Raw genomic sequence first — 17,668 nt, forward strand, 5'->3', positions numbered from 1 at the left:
CCGTTAGCTGCCGTCGTCTGTCAGAAAGCCAGTCACCACATCGAGTAAGCGATCGCGCCCGTGCTGGGCGCGATCGAGATGCACCAGGTGAGTGGCATCGGGTAGGGTCAACAATTGCACGCTGCGTGCGTGCGATGCATCGTGCGCGAATCCCGTGGCGTCTTCCGGCCGGCTCCAGAAGTCGAGCTGCGAGCGAATGACCAGGACGCGTGCCGTGATCGATGACGCGTCGAACAGCCGACGCCCATTGGCTTGATAAAAGCTGTCTTCGAGCGCGCCCAGCGGAGCCCGGAAACTGGGTGGGGTGGTCGATGATGCATCCGGATCGCTGGCGATGGCCGCCGCGCCATACGCTTCGGCGACCGCCGGATCGCGCCAGCTCGCCTTGTCCTCCACCGGAATGGAACGATCCCACACAGGAAACAGCTGCGCCGCGGTGTAGCGCGCGTAGCCGCCGACATCGGGAACCAGGCGTCCGGGATGCTGTGGATCGCTGAGACTGCTGCCAGGCCCGAGCATCGCGTGGGCCGACGTGCCGCCATATAGCGCGTTCAACAACACCAGATGGCCGACCCGCTCCGGATGCAGCGATGCGTAATAGGCCACCCACATGCCTCCGGTCGCCCACCCTAGCAACGCAACCGTGGCGTGCCCGCTGCGCCGGCTTGCCGCCCGAACTACCGCATCGAGATCGCGCACTACTTCGTAGCCGCGCGAAAGCGGCGGGCTCGCTTCGGCCGGCTTGCTCATCGCCACGGGGCGGTCGGAGCCGCCATAACCGCGTGCATCCATCACGTAGACCGGGCGCTGCGTGCGGCGGGCCAGATCCGCCGCCAGCGAGCCGCCCGGCACCGGCAAGTCGAATGAAGCAATGCCGGGAACGCGCGCACCATGCACCAGGATCAATGGCTCGCCAGAGGCATGGCCGCGCACGGCCACCTGCCGCACGTGGATGCCCACGCCATCCTCAGTCGTCACGCGGAAATCGGTGCGGAGCACCGCGTCATCGGCAGCCCAGGCTCCGGCCGGTATGACCGCCAGAGCCATGCACACCAGCCATTTCCCCCACCGGACGTTCGCGATGCCATGCATGGTCGACTCCAGCCAGATCCAGCAACGGACGATCCTATAGAACTACCGTAAATATCACGTGCCGTTAGCGCTACAGGCCACCTGCTGGACGTAACAAATGGACCCCGCGACGGCTTGATGCCTTGCTATGGCGCTGCCATGTCAGCAAGCGGATGATGTGCCAGTCAGGCACAGGAGAACGTCCGATGAGCCGGGCTTTTGTAAAAGATGCCGACGACAACGCCAACAGCGCGCTGCCGGACATCCCGCTAAGCGAACACCCCAACTACGTCACGCCGCGCGGTCTGCAACAACTGCGCGAGCGCCTGGCTGCGACTCAGACGCGCCGCGACGCCATCAAAGCCGCCGAGGAGGCACTCGGCCAGCAGAGCGAACTGGCCGCGGTCGAGCGCGACCTGCGCTGGCTCACCACCCGCGTCTCCAGCGCCATCGAGATCGACCTTGCCCAGCAGCCGCGGGATCGCGTGGCTTTTGGCGCCACCGTGACCGTGGACACCGGCGAAGGCGAGCATCGCTACCGCATCGTCGGCGAAGAGGAAGCCGATGCCGAGCATGGCCTGGTCAGCTATGTGTCGCCGCTGGCCCGCGCACTGATCGGTGCGCGCGTCGGCGAGGAAGTGGTGTGGCATCGCCCAGCGGGCGACATGCGGGTGGAGGTGGTGGCGATTGATTACGGGGATGACACGTAAGCACCGGATACCACCTTCACGGGCGTGTATCGATAAAGCAGGTTGCGATCAGTTGCTTGCCACAACTGCAACCGCCGCCTGACTCGCAGCCACATTCGATACGGTGGTCTTCGCGGTGAGCATCGCACCCAGGGTCAGTGCGCAGACCAGCAGGCAGGCGGCGAACAGGCTATGCAGCATCACAGTCTCGAATTTCATGGTGGTTCTCCTTGCTGAGGTTTTGAGGCTTTCGAGATAGATATGGCAAAGCCCGTGCCAACCCGGAGAATCCTTGGGAAGCCGCATTCCCAAGCCATTTCGTAAAAATCGTCCGCGCAAGGAACGCTGTCCGCGGACGGTGGCGATGTTTGTCCGGACATGACCGGACAGCGGACGGTGGCGTGTCTGGCTACCTACCGCCGTAAACGCGCAGGGCTTCGTACAGCCTGTCCACGTACGTCCTGCTCGCTCTTAGCGGAACACCATTGCGCAGCCGCAGCAGCACATCGCGATTCACCAGCGCCTTCATTTCAGCGACGCGGTCGATGCGCACGATGGCGGAGCGGTGGACACGCACGAACTGCCCCGGATCGAGCCGGCTTGCCAGCTTGCGCAGCGGTTCGCGCAGCAGGTGCGACTCGTCGCCCACGTGCAGGACCGCGTAGTCGCCATCCGCTTCGATCCAGTCCACGTCCTTCGACTCGACCAGCAGCACTCTCGTTCCAATGCGGACGGTGAAGCGCTCCAACCAGCCGGCATCCTCCCGGCTGAGGAAGGCATCCATGGGCGAGGCCAGCTTGCGGCGATAGGGCAAAGCCTGGCGCGCGCGGTCGAGCGACTCCATGAAGCGGTCGTCGTCGACCGGCTTGAGCAAATAGTCGATGGCGTGAAGCTCGAACGCACGAATGGCGAAGCTGTCGTACGCGGTCAGCAGGATCGCCATGGGGCGCTCTGCCGGCGAAAGCACCGACAACAGTTCCAGCCCGCTCATGCCTGGCATCTGCACGTCGACAAAAGCCAGATCTGGCGCAAGACGCACGATGCCTTCGAGTGCCGTGCCGCCGTTTTCGAACTCGCCAACGATCTCGACATCGGCTTGTCCGGCCAGCCGTACCGCTACGCCGTGCCGGGCCAAGGGTTCGTCATCGACGATGACGATGCGCATCAGGCCGCCGCCTCGCGATAGGGAATATCGATATGCACCGCATACCCGCCGTCGGGCCGATGGCCCGCGTCTAGCGCGTGATCGTTCGGATACAGATTCTCCAGCCGCTTGCGCACATTGCTGAGACCGATCGCGGAAGAGCGGTTGGCGACATCGCGGATCTCATCATCGCCGCCATCGTTGGCGACGTCCATGCGAAGGCGGTTCGCCTCACGCGAAACCGTCAACTCCAGTCGCCCCGGTTCTGTGCGCTGCGCGATGCCATGGCGTATCGCATTCTCGACCAGCGGCTGCAGCAGCAGATACGGCACCATGGCTCCCAGCACATCGGGTCCCACCTGCGTGCGGATGACCAGGCGGCGTCCAAGGCGTGCCTTCTCCACGTCCAGATAGGCTTCCATCAAAGCCAGCTCATCGGCCAGGGCGACTTCGTGCGATCGCTCATTGCCTTCGAGCGTCGCCCGCAGGAAATCGGCAAGCCGCGCGATCATGCGGTTGGCATCGCGGTTTTCGCCCGACGCCACCAGGGTGGAGATGGCATTCAATGTATTGAACAGAAAGTGCGGCTGCAGCTGATAGCGCAGCGCCCGCAACTCGGCGTCGCGGGCGTGCGAGATGGCGTTTTCGGCCCGCGCCTGCGCCGCCTGTAGTTCGGTGTAGTAGGCAACCACGGCATGGATGGCGCAGAACGCGATCAGCGCCAGCCAGCAGCCGTCCAGGCCGCGGAAGATAAAGGCCGGCTGGTAGCTCGGCACCTGCTTCCACGTCACCGCCATGTACAGCTCTATCGAGTTATTGATCAGCGACAGCACATAGGTCAACACCAGCAATGCAAGAGTGGCCTGCCACCACTTCACCCGCTGCCGCCACAGGCGGCGCTGGATCAAACACAACGGAACGATCCACACCACATACGCGCCCATAAGGAACGCGCGGTAAGCCGTCGAATGCCCGCGCCCGAGATCGGGCAGCGCCATCACCACCATGCATAGCGTGATCGGTAGACCGGCAAGTAGGGGAAGCCAGAACGGCGGCTCGACGCGCGGCGACAAATGGCTGGCGTACACCTGACCTCCCCTGGTTTCTGCCAGGGATTCTAGCGCTTGGCAGGCATGTTGACGGAGTAAGTCATCGAGCTGATCTTCCAGCCGTCATCCGTCTTGACCACATGCCATGTCTCGCTGCCGCGATTGTTTTCCTTGCCGTCCTGCAGAAACACGAAATCGAAATACACCGAGGCAACGGCACCGTCGGTCTCGACACGGACCTGGTTGAAGCGCTCCTCGATCGGAACCTTCGACGTGGCGACGAACTGCACGAAATCGGCGTAGTTGCCGAGCTTGTAGCGAGGCACGTTCGGTGACTTCGCTTTCATGCGGGCATAGCTGTCATCCGAGAGCACGGTGACCCAGGCGCCGCCGCTGGGGAGAAACATGTCCGACAGCGCCTTGCCGTCCTTAGCCACGATCGCCTTCTGGAAACCGTCGATGAGTCGGTGAATATCGTCGCTGGGGTCGGCGGCATGCGCTATGCCACCGAAGAACGATGCCAGGATCAGCGCGGAAGCAATGATGGTTTTCATGGGGCCTGTCCGTTGTGGGGGAGCGCAGGTTCGCCCTAGTCCCACGGCAGCGCCATAGGCAGCGGCCCGCCATGCGGCAAGTCGTGCATGCCATGCGCCAGGGCGTGTACCGCGTCACGCACCTCCCATAGTCGACCGCACCATCAACACGAGGAAACGGCATGCGATCGAAGGGAGCGCGCGGTTGGATGTGGTTGCGCCGGCTGGCGCTAGGATTGATGACGCCACTGCCTTCACCCAGAACCTACGCGATGGCTCGAAAGCAGCCAACAGCGCAAGCACTATTTACGAGTAGCACCGTCCACACCCGGCATCTGCGTAATCAACTTGCCGAACTCCACCGCCGCAGGTGTCTTGCCACCCGCGCCCCAGACCAGGATGAATTCCGCTTCCGATAGCGCCGGCAGGCCGTAGTTGCCATCGATGATCTTCATGCCGGGCTCCACGTCTTCACGTGTCATCACCGTAACGGCGAGACCAGCCAACACCGCGGCACGGATGCCCTGATAGCTCTGCGAGGTGAACACGACGTGCCACGGCATGCCTTTGCCATCCAGCGCACCCTGTCCCACCAAACGATTGAGGCATGGCGACGGAAATAAAGCACAGGGCAAGGAAGCGCCGGGCGCCATGTCGAAGGATTCGGCCGCTGCCCATACGAATTGGGTGCGACGCAGCGGCGTGCCCTCTTCGCTTCCCGGCGCGGCCATCACCACCGCCAGATCGAGTTCGCCGGCCTTGATCATCGGCTGCAAGTCGAGATTCATACCCACGCTTACGTCGAGCCGCACCGAAGGAAACGCACGGCCGTACTGGCATAGCAGGGTCGGCAAGCGGTCGCCCAGGAAATTCTCGAGCACACCGAAACGCACTACGCCGGAGATCGGCGATGGCTTGAAGCGCTGGGCCATGCTGTCCAGCGTGTGCAGGATTTTCTCGGCGTAGTGCAGAAAGTCCTCACCGTCTTCGGTGAGCGTCATGGCGCGCGTCGTGCGGAACAACAGCTGCCGCCCCACCTGCTCCTCGAGCCGGCGGATCTGGTGGCTGATCGCGGACTGGGTCAGGTTCAGACGCTGGGCAGCTCGGGTGAAGCCGCCTGTTTCCTTGACGGCAACGAAGGCACGCAGCAGGGAGGGATCGAAGTCCATGGCGGCGGATTAATGATGGGTGCTAATGGATAGCACAAAATTAAATCATTTCCATCATGCATCCCGCTTGCGCAGAATACGTGGCCTCCCGATGCCACGTCCTGATTAGTTCCGAATCTCAGCTGTGCGGTTTTCTCCTCCCCCCCCCTGCTTGCGACGCGAAGCAGGGGAGGGAGCCAGCAGCTGATACAGCAACCCGACGTTCGCTTGCCCGCGCAGCCCCACCTGCGCGGCTGGCAACACGCACCCCGAAAACAGGCGATGGCTCGCCCGCATGGGCGATCACCATGCTCGCCATCCCCAAGGAGCCCACCGTGTCTCTCTCGCCCACCAGCAAAGACATCGTCGCCGTCACTGCCATCAGCCTCGCCGCGCTGATGTTCGGCCTGGAGATTTCCAGCGTGCCGGCGATCCTGCCCAACGTAGAAAAAGTGCTGCACGCCGGCTTCAGCAGCGTGCAGTGGATCATGAATGCCTACACCCTCGCCTGCACCGCGGTGCTGATGGCGGCGGGCACTCTGGCGGATCGCTACGGACGCAAGCGCATCCTGTTGATCAGCGTGCTCGCGTTCGGTGTCACCTCGCTGATCTGCGGCCTCGCGCGCGACACCTCGGTGCTGATCGTCAGCCGTTTTCTGCAAGGGCTGAGCGGCGGCGTGATGGTGATCTGCCAGATCGCCGCGCTGTCCCATCAGTTCCAGGAAGGCGCGCGGCGCAGCCGGGCGTTCGCCGCGTGGGGCATCATCTTTGGCGTGGGCCTGGGCTTCGGCCCCATCATCGGCAGCGCCATCGTGGCGTTGCTGGACTGGACCTGGGTGTTCCTGATCCAGGTGCCGCTGGCGCTGCTGACCACGGCACTCATCGCCGGCAGCGTGGATGAATCCCGCGATCCGGAAGCGAAAACGCTCGACCTCGCCGGCATCGTCACCATGTCGTTGTCGGTGTTCAGCCTGACCTTCTACATCACGCAAGGACCGGAGCTTGGCTTCACCAGCGCCGCCGGCATGGCCTGCATCGCTGTGTCCGTGGCGAGCTTCCTGGCGTTTGTCTATGTGGAGAAGCACCGCGCTCATCCGATGTTCGACTTCTCGGTGTTCCGTATCCGGCCATTCTCCGGCGCGCTCTACGGTTCGATGGGCATGAACTTCAGCTTCTGGCCTTTCATGATCTATCTGCCGATCTATTTCCAGAGCGCACTCGGCTACGACGTGGTGGCCGCCGGCTTCGCCCTGCTCGCCTATACGCTGCCCACCCTGGTAGTGCCGCCGCTGGCCGAACGTCTCGTGCTTCGCTATCAGCCGCGCATCGTCATTCCCGCGGGCCTCTTCACCATCGGACTGGGTTTCCTTTTGATGAAACTCGGCAGCGCCGCGAATCACGCCAGCTGGCTGAGCATGCTGCCCGGCTGCGTCATTGCCGGCGCCGGCCTGGGCATGACCAACACGCCGGTGACCAATACCACCACCGGCTCGGTACCTACCTCACGTGCCGGCATGGCGTCGGGCATCGATATGAGCGCGCGGCTGATCACGCTCGCCATCAACATCGCGCTGATGGGTTTCCTGCTGCTGCAAGGCATCTTCTCCCACCTCGAACGTGCGACGCAGGGTGCACTGGATGCATCGCAGCTGCGCCGCATGGCCGAGCGGATCGCGTCCGGCTCGGTCACCGAAACCTCGCTGGCAGGTCTTGCGGATGGCGTGGCGCAGAGCGCGCTCGTCCATGGTTTTGGCTGGGTAATGCTGTTCGGCTACCTCGGTGCATGGGTGCTGGCGGCGGCTAGCTTCGTCACGTTCGGAGCAGGTACTACCGTGCCGGATGCCGTTTGCTGCAACGCTACGGAATCCGCTTGAGCAGTGCGCGCAACAAGGGAGGCGACTAGCCGCCAACAATCTACGGGGACTCCATCGCCCATAACGAGGGATAGAGCCTCACAAATCCGTTCGCGGCGATGTCGAGCAGTCCCTCGTACGGAATGGTCGGTGCCTCGTACCAGTAACTGGTGTCGCCGCGGCGCTCGTAGCGCTGCGGCAATACCGCGAGTGCCGTCACGCCGATGTCGAACCATACGACGGACAACTCGGCTGTCCGCCCCGGTGCGAGTGCAAGACGGCGCAATTGCTGCAGATTGGTCGCGGGGGTGAAGCCATAGTCGAGGTCGCAGGGTTGCTCGGTGCCAGCGGACAGCACGCCGTCGAGATACCAGCCATCCACGTCGCGGGTGATCACGTGGTTGAACTTGTTGCCGGCCACATGGCCTCGCACGTGGCCGCCGCGAGTCTGCCAGGTCGGGTCAAGATCAACTGAGTACTCCACACTGGCTGGGCCGAGTTCGTGCAGAAATACGGCTACGCCGTGGAGTAGCCAGCCGGTGTCGCTCTGAACTAGCGAGGCTACGTCATGCCCTGGCGTATCCAGCCTTCGCCACATCGCGGTCGTAATCATGCAGGTGCTCTCCAGCCATGAGGTCAACGCGGAAGCGCCACTTCTCCGTCGATAGCAAACCGCAGCTTGACGCCCTCCTGCTTCGGTTGCGCCCCCCCAACGGATAGCTCATAGCGCCCCGCCTTGATCACACGTTTGCCTTCCGGATCGACCAGGCTCAACTCGCGAGGCGCCACATCAAAGTGCAACGTCTGCGTCTGCCCCGCCTTGAACGCCACACGCCGAAACCCGACTAGTGCATGACGCGGGCTGCCGGGCGGCGCATCCAGCGCGGTCAGATAGAGCTGCACAACCTCGTCGCCATCGCGCTCGCCCGCATTGGTCACATCGACATCGACCGACAGGGACTGCCCCGCCTTGATGTGATCGGACGATATTTTCGGCTTCGCATACGCGAAGCGCGTGTAGCTGAGGCCATCACCGAAGGCGAACAGCGGCTCGCCCTTGAAGTAGCGATAAGTGCGCCCCTGCATGCGGTAGTCGGCAAAGGGCGGCAGATCATCCACCGAACGATAGAACGTCACCGGCAACCTGCCGGCGGGATTCGCGCGGCCACTGAGCGTATCGGCGACCGCGGTACCGCCCTCTTCGCCCGGATACCACGCCACCAGAATCGCATCGGCATGCTGTTTGGCCCATTCGATGGCCACTGCGCTGCCACTCATCAGCACCACTACCAGAGGCTTACCAGAGGCCGCCGCTGCTTCCAGCAATCGCTGCTGGGGTGCGGGCAATTGCAGGTCGGTGCGATCGCCACCAGCAAAGCCGGGGACGGCCACTTTCAGTTCCTCGCCTTCCATGTCCGGCGACAGGCCGACAAAGGCGACCACGGCATCGGCTTGCTCGACTGCCGCGCGCGCTTCACGCAACTGCGCATCTGCCGGCGCGATCCACTGCAAGCGCACGCCCTGATCCTGACCGGCGTGCCGTAGCTCAAGGCGAATCGGACGCGGACGGGTATCGTCAAAATGCATGGCAACGCTGAGGTCGGGCTCCTTGCCGGCGTCATCGATCACCCGTTTGCCGTCGACATAGAGGCGCACCGGATCATGCCCTGTGCAATCGAAGCAGCGATCCACATGCACGCCCAGCGTGTAGTCGCCCGCGCCGGGCGGCAGCAGCTCGCCGTGCCAGCGCACGGCGTAGCGATCGGCATCGAAACCGGCGGCGGGCGCCACGGCATCCCAATCGAAATCGATACGCCGATCGGTGCGCACCAGCTTCGGCTTGGCACTGAACTCGGCCGCGTCGAAATACTCGCCCTTCAGACCCGGCGTCGTATCCGATTTGCTTACGCGCAGCGCGGTGGATGGCACCGGCACCGCCACACCGGGCGCCAAAGTCGAACCCTGCGCATAACGCACCGCTCCGAAGCGCGCAGTCAGACCAGCCAGTGGCGTCACCGGATCGATCGCGGTGCCGTGATAATTTGCCTCAAGGGTATTCACGGTGTCAGCGCTAGGGCCGATCACCGCCAGGCGCGTGCCGGGCTTGAACGGCAGAGTCTGGTGTTCGTTCTTCAGCAACACCATCGCCTCCCTCGCGGCACGCAAGGCGAGATCGCGATGCGCGGGCGACGCGATGTCCTGCTTACCGAGATGCGCATAGGGATCGCTGGCCAGATCGAACAAGCCAAGTCGATAGCGTGCGGCAAACAGGCGGCGCGCCGCGGTGTCGATGACTTCGGTGCGAACCTGTCCATCACGCACCGCTTGGTCCAGGCTGGCGTAGGCCTTGCCGCAATTCAGATCCGTGCCCGCGGCAAGCGACGCTGCCGAAGATCCGGCGTTGTCGGGCTTGTAGTGATGGAACGCCGTCATGTCGTCGACCGCGTCGCAGTCGGACACCACATAACCCGCGAACTGCCAGTCATGTCGCAGACGCTCGGCCAGCAAGGCCGGCGAAGCGCAGGCCGGCGTGCCGTCCACCGCGTTGTAGGCGCACATCACCGAACCGGCCTGCCCGTCCACCACCGCCATGCGGAACGCGGGCAGATAGGTGTCTTCGAGATCGTGTGGCGAAACATTCACATCGAAACCGTGACGCCCCGGCTCCGGGCCGCTATGCACAGCAAAGTGCTTGGGCGTTGCGATGGTTTTCAACACATGTGGATCGTCGCCCTGCAGGCCACGCACAAACGCGGTGGCGAGGCTGCCGGTCAGAAATGGATCTTCACCGTAGGTTTCCTGCCCACGCCCCCAGCGCGGATCGCGAAAAATGTTGACGTTGGGTGACCAGATGCTCAGCCCCTCGTAACGCAGGTGATCGGCCTTACCGACCGCGTTGTACTTCGCCCGCGCTTCGGTGGAGATCACATCACCCACCCGGTGCATCAGATCGGTATCCCAGCTCGCGGCGAGGCCGATCGCCTGCGGAAACACCGTGGCGTGGCCATTGCGCGCTATGCCGTGCAGGCCCTCGCTCCACCAGTCGTAGGCGCCGACGCCCAGACGCGGAATCGCCGGCGCGGCGCTCTGTAGCTGGGCGATCTTCTCGTCCAATGTCATGTGCGCGACCAGTTGGGCAGCGCGCTGCTCAGTGTGATCCGTGTCGGCCGCCATGGCGATGGCGTGCCAGGACACGAGCATGCAAGCGACCAGGACTAAATGTCGTGGATGGAGCGCGCAGCGCATCGATGGGCCGCTTTCATTGCTCACGAAACATCGCACCATCTCCGCTCCCGTGGCTGGGTCATCGCCAGATCCTACACGGCGCCTGCCAGGTGCGACATTGAGATAATGCACGTCGCGCAGTATGAAATTGTGGCGAAAGTAGTGCTCTGTGCGCGCGCAAAGCCAGAGCCGATGCACGCGTTTTCCTGGGGCCGCGCGCCCCAGGAAAACGTTACTTACATGACCGCAGGAAAACCCGGAGGCTCAGCGTCCGCGCTTGGGCTTCAACAGCGTCCCGCAGCACTTCGGCGAACCGCATAGGCAGACCCACAGCTTCTTCAGGCGCGCGGTGTGCGGAACATCCAGCGTGATGCCGTAGTCGTAGGTGAGTTCTTCACCCGGCTTGATGTTGCGGATGGCTTCGATGACCACCCTGTCCTTGCGCGGATCGCCGCTTTCGCTTTCCACCACCAGCGCCTGGCAGTTCGGTTCGCAGCTGTGATTGATCCAGCGCGCGGTGTTGCCCTTGCGATTGGCGTCGATCAGGTAATCGTCGTTGAGCGTGAACAGGAAAGTGTGGCCCGTCTCGCCGCCGTCGCCGTACAGCACGTCGGCCTCGGCGTGGGTCATCAGCGTGCCCTTGTACTCGATGAGTTCCTCACCCTTCTTGATCGGGGCGGCGGCGAATACGCCGTTGCCGTGGATCGGCGAGCGGCGGGCGATGATGCGTCGGGTCATGAGTATCAAGTTTGGCGTCAGGGAATTGGAGATGATGCCTGCTTAGGCAGGAGATGGGAACGGGGAAATGCTGCGCGGCAACAACGATACCGCCTCGCCGCGATGCCTTCCGCTCTTGCTCCCCATTCCCCCCTCCCTGCTATATTCAAACAATCGTTTGAGGGAATTCCATGAAACGACTGCTCCGCCTTTCCGCGTTGCTTGCCCTGGTGGCTGGCCTGGTCGCCTGCGGTCCGCCGCGCAAGAGCGTGTTCCCACCTGCCATCAGCATCCAGGAGATGACGGTGCGGCCTGATGGCCAATGGCAGCTCACCGTGCGCATCCAGAACAACAGCTACGGCGGCATGAATTTCCGCTCCATCGACGGCGAGCTGAAGGTGGACGAACTGGTGCCGGTGCGCCTGCACAGCAGTTTCGATCTGGATATTCCTGCCTTCGCCGGCGACATCACCCGGGTCAATGTGCTGCCCACCGCCGAGATGAGCCAGGTGCTCAAGGTCGCCGCCGCCAAGGGCAGCAGTGGCTCGGTGCCTTACAGCGTCATCGGCAGCGCCAACGCCAAGCCCGAACAGGAAGACAAGGCGCGCGATTTCGAATTCCACGGCAACAACTGGCTCTCGCCGGTGCCGGGCATTCCCAACACTTGGCGCTGATCGACGCGCCATCACTCTGTTACTTACGCAGGAACTTCGCCATGACGATTTACAAGGCTCCGCTCGACGATCTGCGCTTTGCCCTCTATGACGTGCTCGGCGCGGAGAAGACCCTGACCGCCTTGCAGGGTGGCGAAGGCCACACGCGCGACCTGCTCGACGCCGTACTGGAAGAAGCAGGCAAGCTCAGCGAACAAGTGCTGGCGCCGACCAATGGTCCTGGCGACGAAGAAGGCTGCCATTACGACAAGGCCACCCAGACGGTGACAACACCGAAGGGCTTCAAGGAAGCCTTCAAGCAGTTCGCCGAAGGCGGCTGGGCCGGCCTGACCATGGCCGAGGAATTCGGTGGCCAGGCGTTGCCGGCGGTGATCGGCACCTCCACTACCGAGATATTCCAGTCCGGCAACCTGTCGTGGAGCCTGTATCCGCTGCTGTCCGAAGGTTCCTCCCACGCGCTGGAGCTGCATGGCACCGATGAGCAGAAAAACGTCTACCTCAAGCCCATCGTCGAAGGCCGCTGGACCGGCACCATGTGCCTCACCGAGCCGCAGGCCGGCTCCGACCTCGGCCTGCTGAAGACACGCGCCGAACCGGTCGACAACGGCAGCTACAAGATCACCGGCACCAAGATCTTCATCAGCGCTGGCGAACATGACCTGGCCGAGAACATCGTCCACCTTGTGCTGGCCCGCCTGCCCGACGCACCGGCCGGCAGCCGCGGCATCTCGATGTTCATCGTGCCGAAGTTCAAGGTGAACGCCGATGGCTCGCTCGGCGCGCGCAACGCTGTCGCCGCCGGCGCCATCGAACACAAGATGGGCATCAAGGGCTCCGCCACCTGCGTGATGAACTTCGACGCCGCCGAGGGCTACCTGATCGGTCAACCGCACAAAGGCCTGGCCGCGATGTTCACTATGATGAATGCCGCGCGCCTCGGCGTGGGCGTACAGGGTCTGGCACTCTCCGAACGCGCTCTGCAAAACAGCCTCAACTACGCGCGCGAACGCCTGCAAGGCCGCTCCCTGTCCGGGGCCAAATTCGCCGACAAGCCCGCCGACAACCTGCTCGTACAGCCCGACGTACGCCGCATGCTGCTGACCCAGCGCGCCATCGTGGAAGGCTCGCGCACGCTACTGCTGTACACGGCCCTGCAGACCGACATCGAAGCACGCGGCGCAGATGAAGCCACGCGCAAGAAAGCCAGCGACCTCGTCGCCTTCCTGATCCCCATCGCCAAGGGCGTGGTGACCGAACTCGCGCAGGAAAGCACCAAGGAAGCCCTGCAGATCTACGGCGGCCACGGCTACATCGGCGAAAACGGCGTCGAACAATTCGTACGCGACGCCCGCATCATCACCCTGTACGAAGGCACCACCGGCATCCAGGCCGCCGACCTGCTCGGCCGCAAAATCCTCCAGCTGCAAGGCGTCGGCGCCAAGTACTTCCTGGAAGAAATCGGTGCCTTCTGCCAAAGCCACGCCCAGGACGCCGCACTCGCCTCCCTGATCGGCCCGCTGGCCAAGGCCACCAAGGAGTGGAGCGAACTCACCCAGAAACTCGCCGCGCGCGTCATGAGCAACCCCGAAGAACTCGGCGCCGCCGCCCTCGACTACCTCTACTACTCCGGCTACATCACCCTCGCCTACATGTGGGCCCGCAGCGTCGCCGCCGCCGAAACAAGCAGCCAGTCCGCCGCCTTCAAACAAGCCAAGCGCGACACCGCCAACTTCTACTTCGCACGCATCCTGCCGCGCTGCCTGATGCACAAGGCGGCGATTGAAGCAGGTGTGGAGACGTTGCCGGCGATTGCCTGAGGTCCATGTTGATGTGATGCAAGAAGCCCGGCGATGCCGGGCTTTTTGTTTGCGGCAAAAGAAACGTTGAACCGAGCACCCGCCCCTCACCCCAACCCTCTCCCCGGAGGGGAGAGGGAGATGTTGCGCTTCAAGGCGGGACAGACCATCAAGCCGAAGAACACATCCCGACGCCTGACACTGGAAAAGGCACAGCTACAGAGCGCACCGCCTACTCTTCAGGCCATTTCTCTTTGGTTACTTTCTCTTTGGGCCAGCAAAGAGAAAGTGACCCGAGCCGCGGCTGCGGTTCGGAAGCCCGCGGCAGGCGAGCTAGCGCACGCAGACGCCAAAACCGAGCGACAACGCCACTGGATCCCTGCCTACGCAGGGATGACGGAATAGGAGGGAGTGGCGCGAGACAAACCTCAAAGCGCCTTCTCAGGCAACCTCAACTCCCCAGCAAAAAAAGTCAACCTCAACACCGTGTCATTCACACGCTGACTGAAAGGCGCACCACCGCCATGCCCAGCATTCATCCGCGTCAACAACAACACCGCGCGACGCGAATCCGATGGCACCCCCTCCCCCGCCGCCAACAACGCCGCGGCAAACTTCCGCGACTGCCACGCCCCCACGTGAGTGTCATTGGCCCCCGTCGTCAGCAACACCGCCGGATATACCAGACCAGCCTTCACCTGCTGCAACGGCGAATACGCCAACGTCGCCTTCGCTTGCGCAGGATCGCTCACGCTGCCGTACTCGTTACGGTTGTACTGACCATTCGCCGTAAGCGCCTCATGCCGCGGCATGTCATACAAGCCGACCCGCGCCACCGCCGCTCGATAATCCTGTGGCCGCTGCACCAGCGAAGCGCCGACCAATAACCCGCCATCGCTAATACCGAAAATGCCCAGGTGCGCGCTGTCGGTCCAGCCGCTCTTTACCAACGCCTGCGCTGCGGCGTGGAAATCGTCGATCACGTTCTGCTTGTGCAGCTTCTGTCCCTGCGCATGCCAGTCCTCGCCAAATTCGTTGCCGCCACGCGTATTCGCATAAGCCAATACGCCGCCGCGCTCGAGCCAGGCCAGATCCGCACCCACGAACGTCGCGCGCACCGGCGAGCCGAAACCGCCATAGCATTCTAGGATGGCTGGCCGCGACCCGTTGGGTGACACCCCCTTCATCGCCAGCACAGTCACCGGAATGCGCGTGCCGTCCTTGGAGATGCCATCGATGCGATACACGCCGATCGTCGAGTAATCCGCCGCGGTCTTCGCTTCAATCAGGATGCGGAGCGTGCCATCGGCGCCGTGGTATTCAACCCAGCGGCGCGGCGAGGTCCAGCCGCGATAGCTGAGCATCGCCTTGTCCGAGCCGGCCGCGGATACGATGGTTTCGACGGCGATGCCTTGCGCGGGAAGCGGCAGGCGACGCACCAACGCAGCCTTCGCGTCGTAGTGCTCCACCCACCAGTCCGGCCCCCAGCTGCGTACCACCATGAAGCCATCGCCTAGCGGTGCGACTTGCTGGATCGCGCCATCGCGCTGCGGCAGCACGGTGGTGACGCGGCCAGCGCCATCCACCGCCACGATCTTGCCGCGCGGCGCATCCTTGAATGCGGTGACGTACAAGCGATCACCTACCCATGCAGCCTGTCGCGCATTTGCCTCGCGGCCGAGCGCGCGTTTGAAGCGCTCGCCGTCACGCAGGAAAACTTCGACCGGCCCGCCATCGCCCTCCATGGCGAGAATGGCGGTCTGCGATCGCGCGTCGCCGGAATTCAGCAATTGGTATTCGGCGACCGGCGAATAGTGTTCGCCGAACACGATCGCGTCCTCGTTAGCGAGCCGTCCGACTGTGTGATGGACGACACTCGCGTTGAACAGGGAGACCTCATTGCCCGGCGCCGGGGGCGCATAGCGCACGTAGAGAAAACCCTTGCCGTCGGCATCCCAGGACAGACCGGGCGGCGTTGGACCACCGCCTGCCCAGGGCAGCTGATCGCCGAGCGTCTTTCCCGTTTGCAGATCGAATACGTGAAGAGTGAGCAATTCATTGCCGCCCTCTTCCGTGCCGTAGGCCAGATAGCGGCCATCGGGCGAAGGCCAGAAGCCATCCATGGAACCGAGGCCACTGGCTTCCGGATCGAGCACTTGCCTGGCCGCACCAACCGGCCAGGCCTGGCCCATCAGCAGGGCATGCTCTTGCCCTGGCACGCGCTGCATGTAGTACAGCGTTCCGCCCGCCATCACCGGATCGGAAAGCGTGGTGCCGCTGGTTGCCAGCTGTTTGATGCGTGCCGCCAGGGCCGCGCCATCGGGGGTGGCGCCGAGCAGGGCTTCGGTGCGCTGGTTCTGCTCGGCAATCCATTGCTGCACGGCGGGATCGTCGGCGCGCTCCAGCCATCGATACGGATCGCTCGCGGCCGGAACACCGGCACCATCGGGCACGGAACCCACCGCATGGAGACTTGATGCAGCAACCAACGCAAGGACTAGCAGACAGCGAGCGCGCAGACGCATGGAACCTCCCAGGGTGACCAGAGCACACGGTGGTGCGCCGACCTTATCGATGCCCTGTTGGCCCCGCCTGTCCCGGATGGCAGGGGTGGGACTTCCGTCCTATACATGCCGTGGTGTAGAACCTGCCTTACAACCCCAGACACCCAAGCGCATGACTGACATAAGTTTTCTGATTCGGCTGGCCGAGGACGACGACGACTTCATCCTCGCCCTGGTTCCCCGCTTTGTGGACTTCACCCTGCCACCCTGGCGCCGGCGCCACGAATGCATCGCCGGCATCCGCAAGGACCTTGCGCGCCATCTCGAAGAACAGCCGGCGAACAGCTTTCTGTTTGTCGCCGAAGACGATGGCGGCGAAAGAGTCGGTTTCGTCCATCTGCAAAAGACGCAGGACTTCTTCACCGGGCACACCAACTGCCACATCTCCGATCTGGCGGTGGCGCCCGCACACGAAGGCAAGGGTGTCGGCCGCGCGCTGCTGACCCACGCGGAAACCTGGGCGCGCGAGCATCGCTGCATGCTGGTGACGCTGGCCGTATTTCCGGGCAACGAACGCGCGCGAGCTTTGTACGAAGCCAACGGCTATGGCGCGGATCTGTTGCGTCTGGCCAAGCCTGTGCGTTGACGCGGCGCGCCCTTTTCGCGGTCCACCAAAGGCAACAGATAGACGCATCATTCGCACTTCGGTTGACCGTTTCGGCGGCACGTATTTTCCTGCGTTTACACAGCCGCTGGAGACATGAACCAAGCGCCCTATTTGCTTGTCGCGCCCTCTTCCCCCGCCGCATCGCCTGCGTAGGATGCACATCACGGACGGCGCATACCGCACCGCCCGCCACCACCATCCACCGCGGGGGAGTTCGCTATGAAGATCAAGTCGATGATGATTGCCGGCGCGTTGATCGTTGCCAGCATGGGCGTGTGCACAGCACAGGCTGCGGATACCAAGTGGCAGAAGAATCATCCGCGCCGCGAGCAGGTCAACAACCGCCTGCACAACCAGAACCAGCGCATCCACAATGAAGTGAAGGAAGGCGATCTGAGCAAGGGCCAGGCCGCGCAGCTGCACAAGGACGACCATCAGATCCGTCAGGAAGAGCGCGACATGGCGAGCCAGAACGGCGGCCATATCACCAAGCAGGAACAGAAGACGCTCAACCAGCAGGAAAACCAAGTCAGCAAGACCATCGGCAAGTAAGCAAGGCGCTTACGCTGAGCAGGTAACGAAGGAGCGCACGGCGCTC

16 protein-coding genes are annotated in these 17,668 nt (G+C 63.4%); 6 read left to right on the forward strand and 10 right to left on the reverse strand.

What is annotated here, in order from left to right; genetic code table 11:
* Positions 1–3 precede the first annotated feature (3 nt).
* Entirely contained in the window at positions 4–1,047 is a 1,044-nt protein-coding gene (locus BM338_RS01380) for an alpha/beta fold hydrolase (RefSeq protein ID WP_090450047.1), read from the reverse strand.
* A gap of 230 nt (positions 1,048–1,277) precedes the next feature.
* On the opposite strand from BM338_RS01380, the gene BM338_RS01385 reads away from it, so the two are divergent.
* Positions 1,278–1,781 carry a GreA/GreB family elongation factor gene (locus BM338_RS01385; RefSeq protein WP_090448993.1) on the forward strand — a complete coding sequence of 168 codons (504 nt, stop codon included), beginning with the start codon at positions 1,278–1,280 and terminating at the stop codon, positions 1,779–1,781.
* A gap of 48 nt (positions 1,782–1,829) precedes the next feature.
* Here the strand turns inward: BM338_RS01385 and BM338_RS21535 are convergent, their stop codons facing one another.
* The 5 genes from BM338_RS21535 to BM338_RS01405 form a co-directional block, all read right to left on the reverse strand.
* Positions 1,830–1,979, reverse strand: coding sequence for a hypothetical protein (locus tag BM338_RS21535; RefSeq protein ID WP_177229191.1), 150 nt, complete (start codon positions 1,977–1,979; stop codon positions 1,830–1,832).
* Between the two features lie 190 nt (positions 1,980–2,169).
* Positions 2,170–2,925 carry a LytR/AlgR family response regulator transcription factor gene (locus tag BM338_RS01390; RefSeq protein WP_090448994.1) on the reverse strand — a complete coding sequence of 252 codons (756 nt, stop codon included), beginning with the start codon at positions 2,923–2,925 and terminating at the stop codon, positions 2,170–2,172.
* Positions 2,925–3,992, reverse strand: a complete 1,068-nt coding sequence (locus tag BM338_RS01395; RefSeq protein ID WP_218156282.1) for a sensor histidine kinase — start codon at positions 3,990–3,992, stop codon at positions 2,925–2,927. Before BM338_RS01395 ends, BM338_RS01390 begins: the two co-directional genes overlap by 1 nt.
* Positions 3,993–4,021: 29 nt before the next feature.
* Positions 4,022–4,507, reverse strand: coding sequence for a nuclear transport factor 2 family protein (locus BM338_RS01400; protein WP_090448995.1), 486 nt, complete (start codon positions 4,505–4,507; stop codon positions 4,022–4,024).
* Positions 4,508–4,788: 281 nt separating this feature from the next.
* Positions 4,789–5,655: a LysR family transcriptional regulator gene (locus BM338_RS01405; RefSeq protein ID WP_090448996.1), complete on the reverse strand. Its 867-nt coding sequence runs from the start codon at positions 5,653–5,655 to the stop codon at positions 4,789–4,791.
* Between the two features lie 314 nt (positions 5,656–5,969).
* Between BM338_RS01405 and BM338_RS01410 the strand changes: the two genes are divergently transcribed.
* Positions 5,970–7,508: an MFS transporter gene (locus BM338_RS01410; protein ID WP_255367154.1), complete on the forward strand. Its 1,539-nt coding sequence runs from the start codon at positions 5,970–5,972 to the stop codon at positions 7,506–7,508.
* A 40-nt stretch (positions 7,509–7,548) separates the two neighbouring features.
* On the opposite strand, the gene BM338_RS01415 is transcribed toward BM338_RS01410, so the two are convergent.
* The 3 genes from BM338_RS01415 to BM338_RS01425 all read right to left on the reverse strand — a co-directional run bounded on the left by BM338_RS01415 (position 7,549) and on the right by BM338_RS01425 (position 11,450).
* Positions 7,549–8,100, reverse strand: a complete 552-nt coding sequence (locus BM338_RS01415; RefSeq protein ID WP_090448998.1) for a putative glycolipid-binding domain-containing protein — start codon at positions 8,098–8,100, stop codon at positions 7,549–7,551.
* Positions 8,101–8,123: 23 nt separating this feature from the next.
* Entirely contained in the window at positions 8,124–10,688 is a 2,565-nt protein-coding gene (locus BM338_RS01420) for a glycoside hydrolase family 3 protein (protein ID WP_255367155.1), read from the reverse strand.
* A 288-nt stretch (positions 10,689–10,976) separates the two neighbouring features.
* Positions 10,977–11,450 (reverse strand): SET domain-containing protein, encoded by a 474-nt coding sequence (locus BM338_RS01425; RefSeq protein WP_090448999.1) that lies wholly within the window; start codon positions 11,448–11,450, stop codon positions 10,977–10,979.
* A 170-nt stretch (positions 11,451–11,620) separates the two neighbouring features.
* Between BM338_RS01425 and BM338_RS01430 the strand changes: the two genes are divergently transcribed.
* Positions 11,621–12,103, forward strand: a complete 483-nt coding sequence (locus tag BM338_RS01430; RefSeq protein ID WP_090449000.1) for a hypothetical protein — start codon at positions 11,621–11,623, stop codon at positions 12,101–12,103.
* Between the two features lie 41 nt (positions 12,104–12,144).
* On the forward strand, positions 12,145–13,920 hold the full coding sequence (locus BM338_RS01435) for an acyl-CoA dehydrogenase C-terminal domain-containing protein (protein WP_090449001.1): 1,776 nt from the start codon (positions 12,145–12,147) through the stop codon (positions 13,918–13,920).
* A gap of 407 nt (positions 13,921–14,327) precedes the next feature.
* On the opposite strand, the gene BM338_RS01445 is transcribed toward BM338_RS01435, so the two are convergent.
* Entirely contained in the window at positions 14,328–16,424 is a 2,097-nt protein-coding gene (locus tag BM338_RS01445; protein WP_090449003.1) for a prolyl oligopeptidase family serine peptidase, read from the reverse strand.
* 151 nt (positions 16,425–16,575) lie between these two features.
* Between BM338_RS01445 and BM338_RS01450 the strand changes: the two genes are divergently transcribed.
* Positions 16,576–17,049, forward strand: coding sequence for a GNAT family N-acetyltransferase (locus tag BM338_RS01450; RefSeq protein ID WP_090449004.1), 474 nt, complete (start codon positions 16,576–16,578; stop codon positions 17,047–17,049).
* Between the two features lie 240 nt (positions 17,050–17,289).
* Complete coding sequence (locus BM338_RS01455) at positions 17,290–17,622, forward strand: hypothetical protein (RefSeq protein WP_218156283.1); 333 nt, start codon at positions 17,290–17,292, stop codon at positions 17,620–17,622.
* Positions 17,623–17,668 lie beyond the last annotated feature (46 nt).

It is taken from the genome of Dyella sp. OK004, assembly GCF_900114495.1.
GTDB lineage: Bacteria > Pseudomonadota > Gammaproteobacteria > Xanthomonadales > Rhodanobacteraceae > Dyella_D.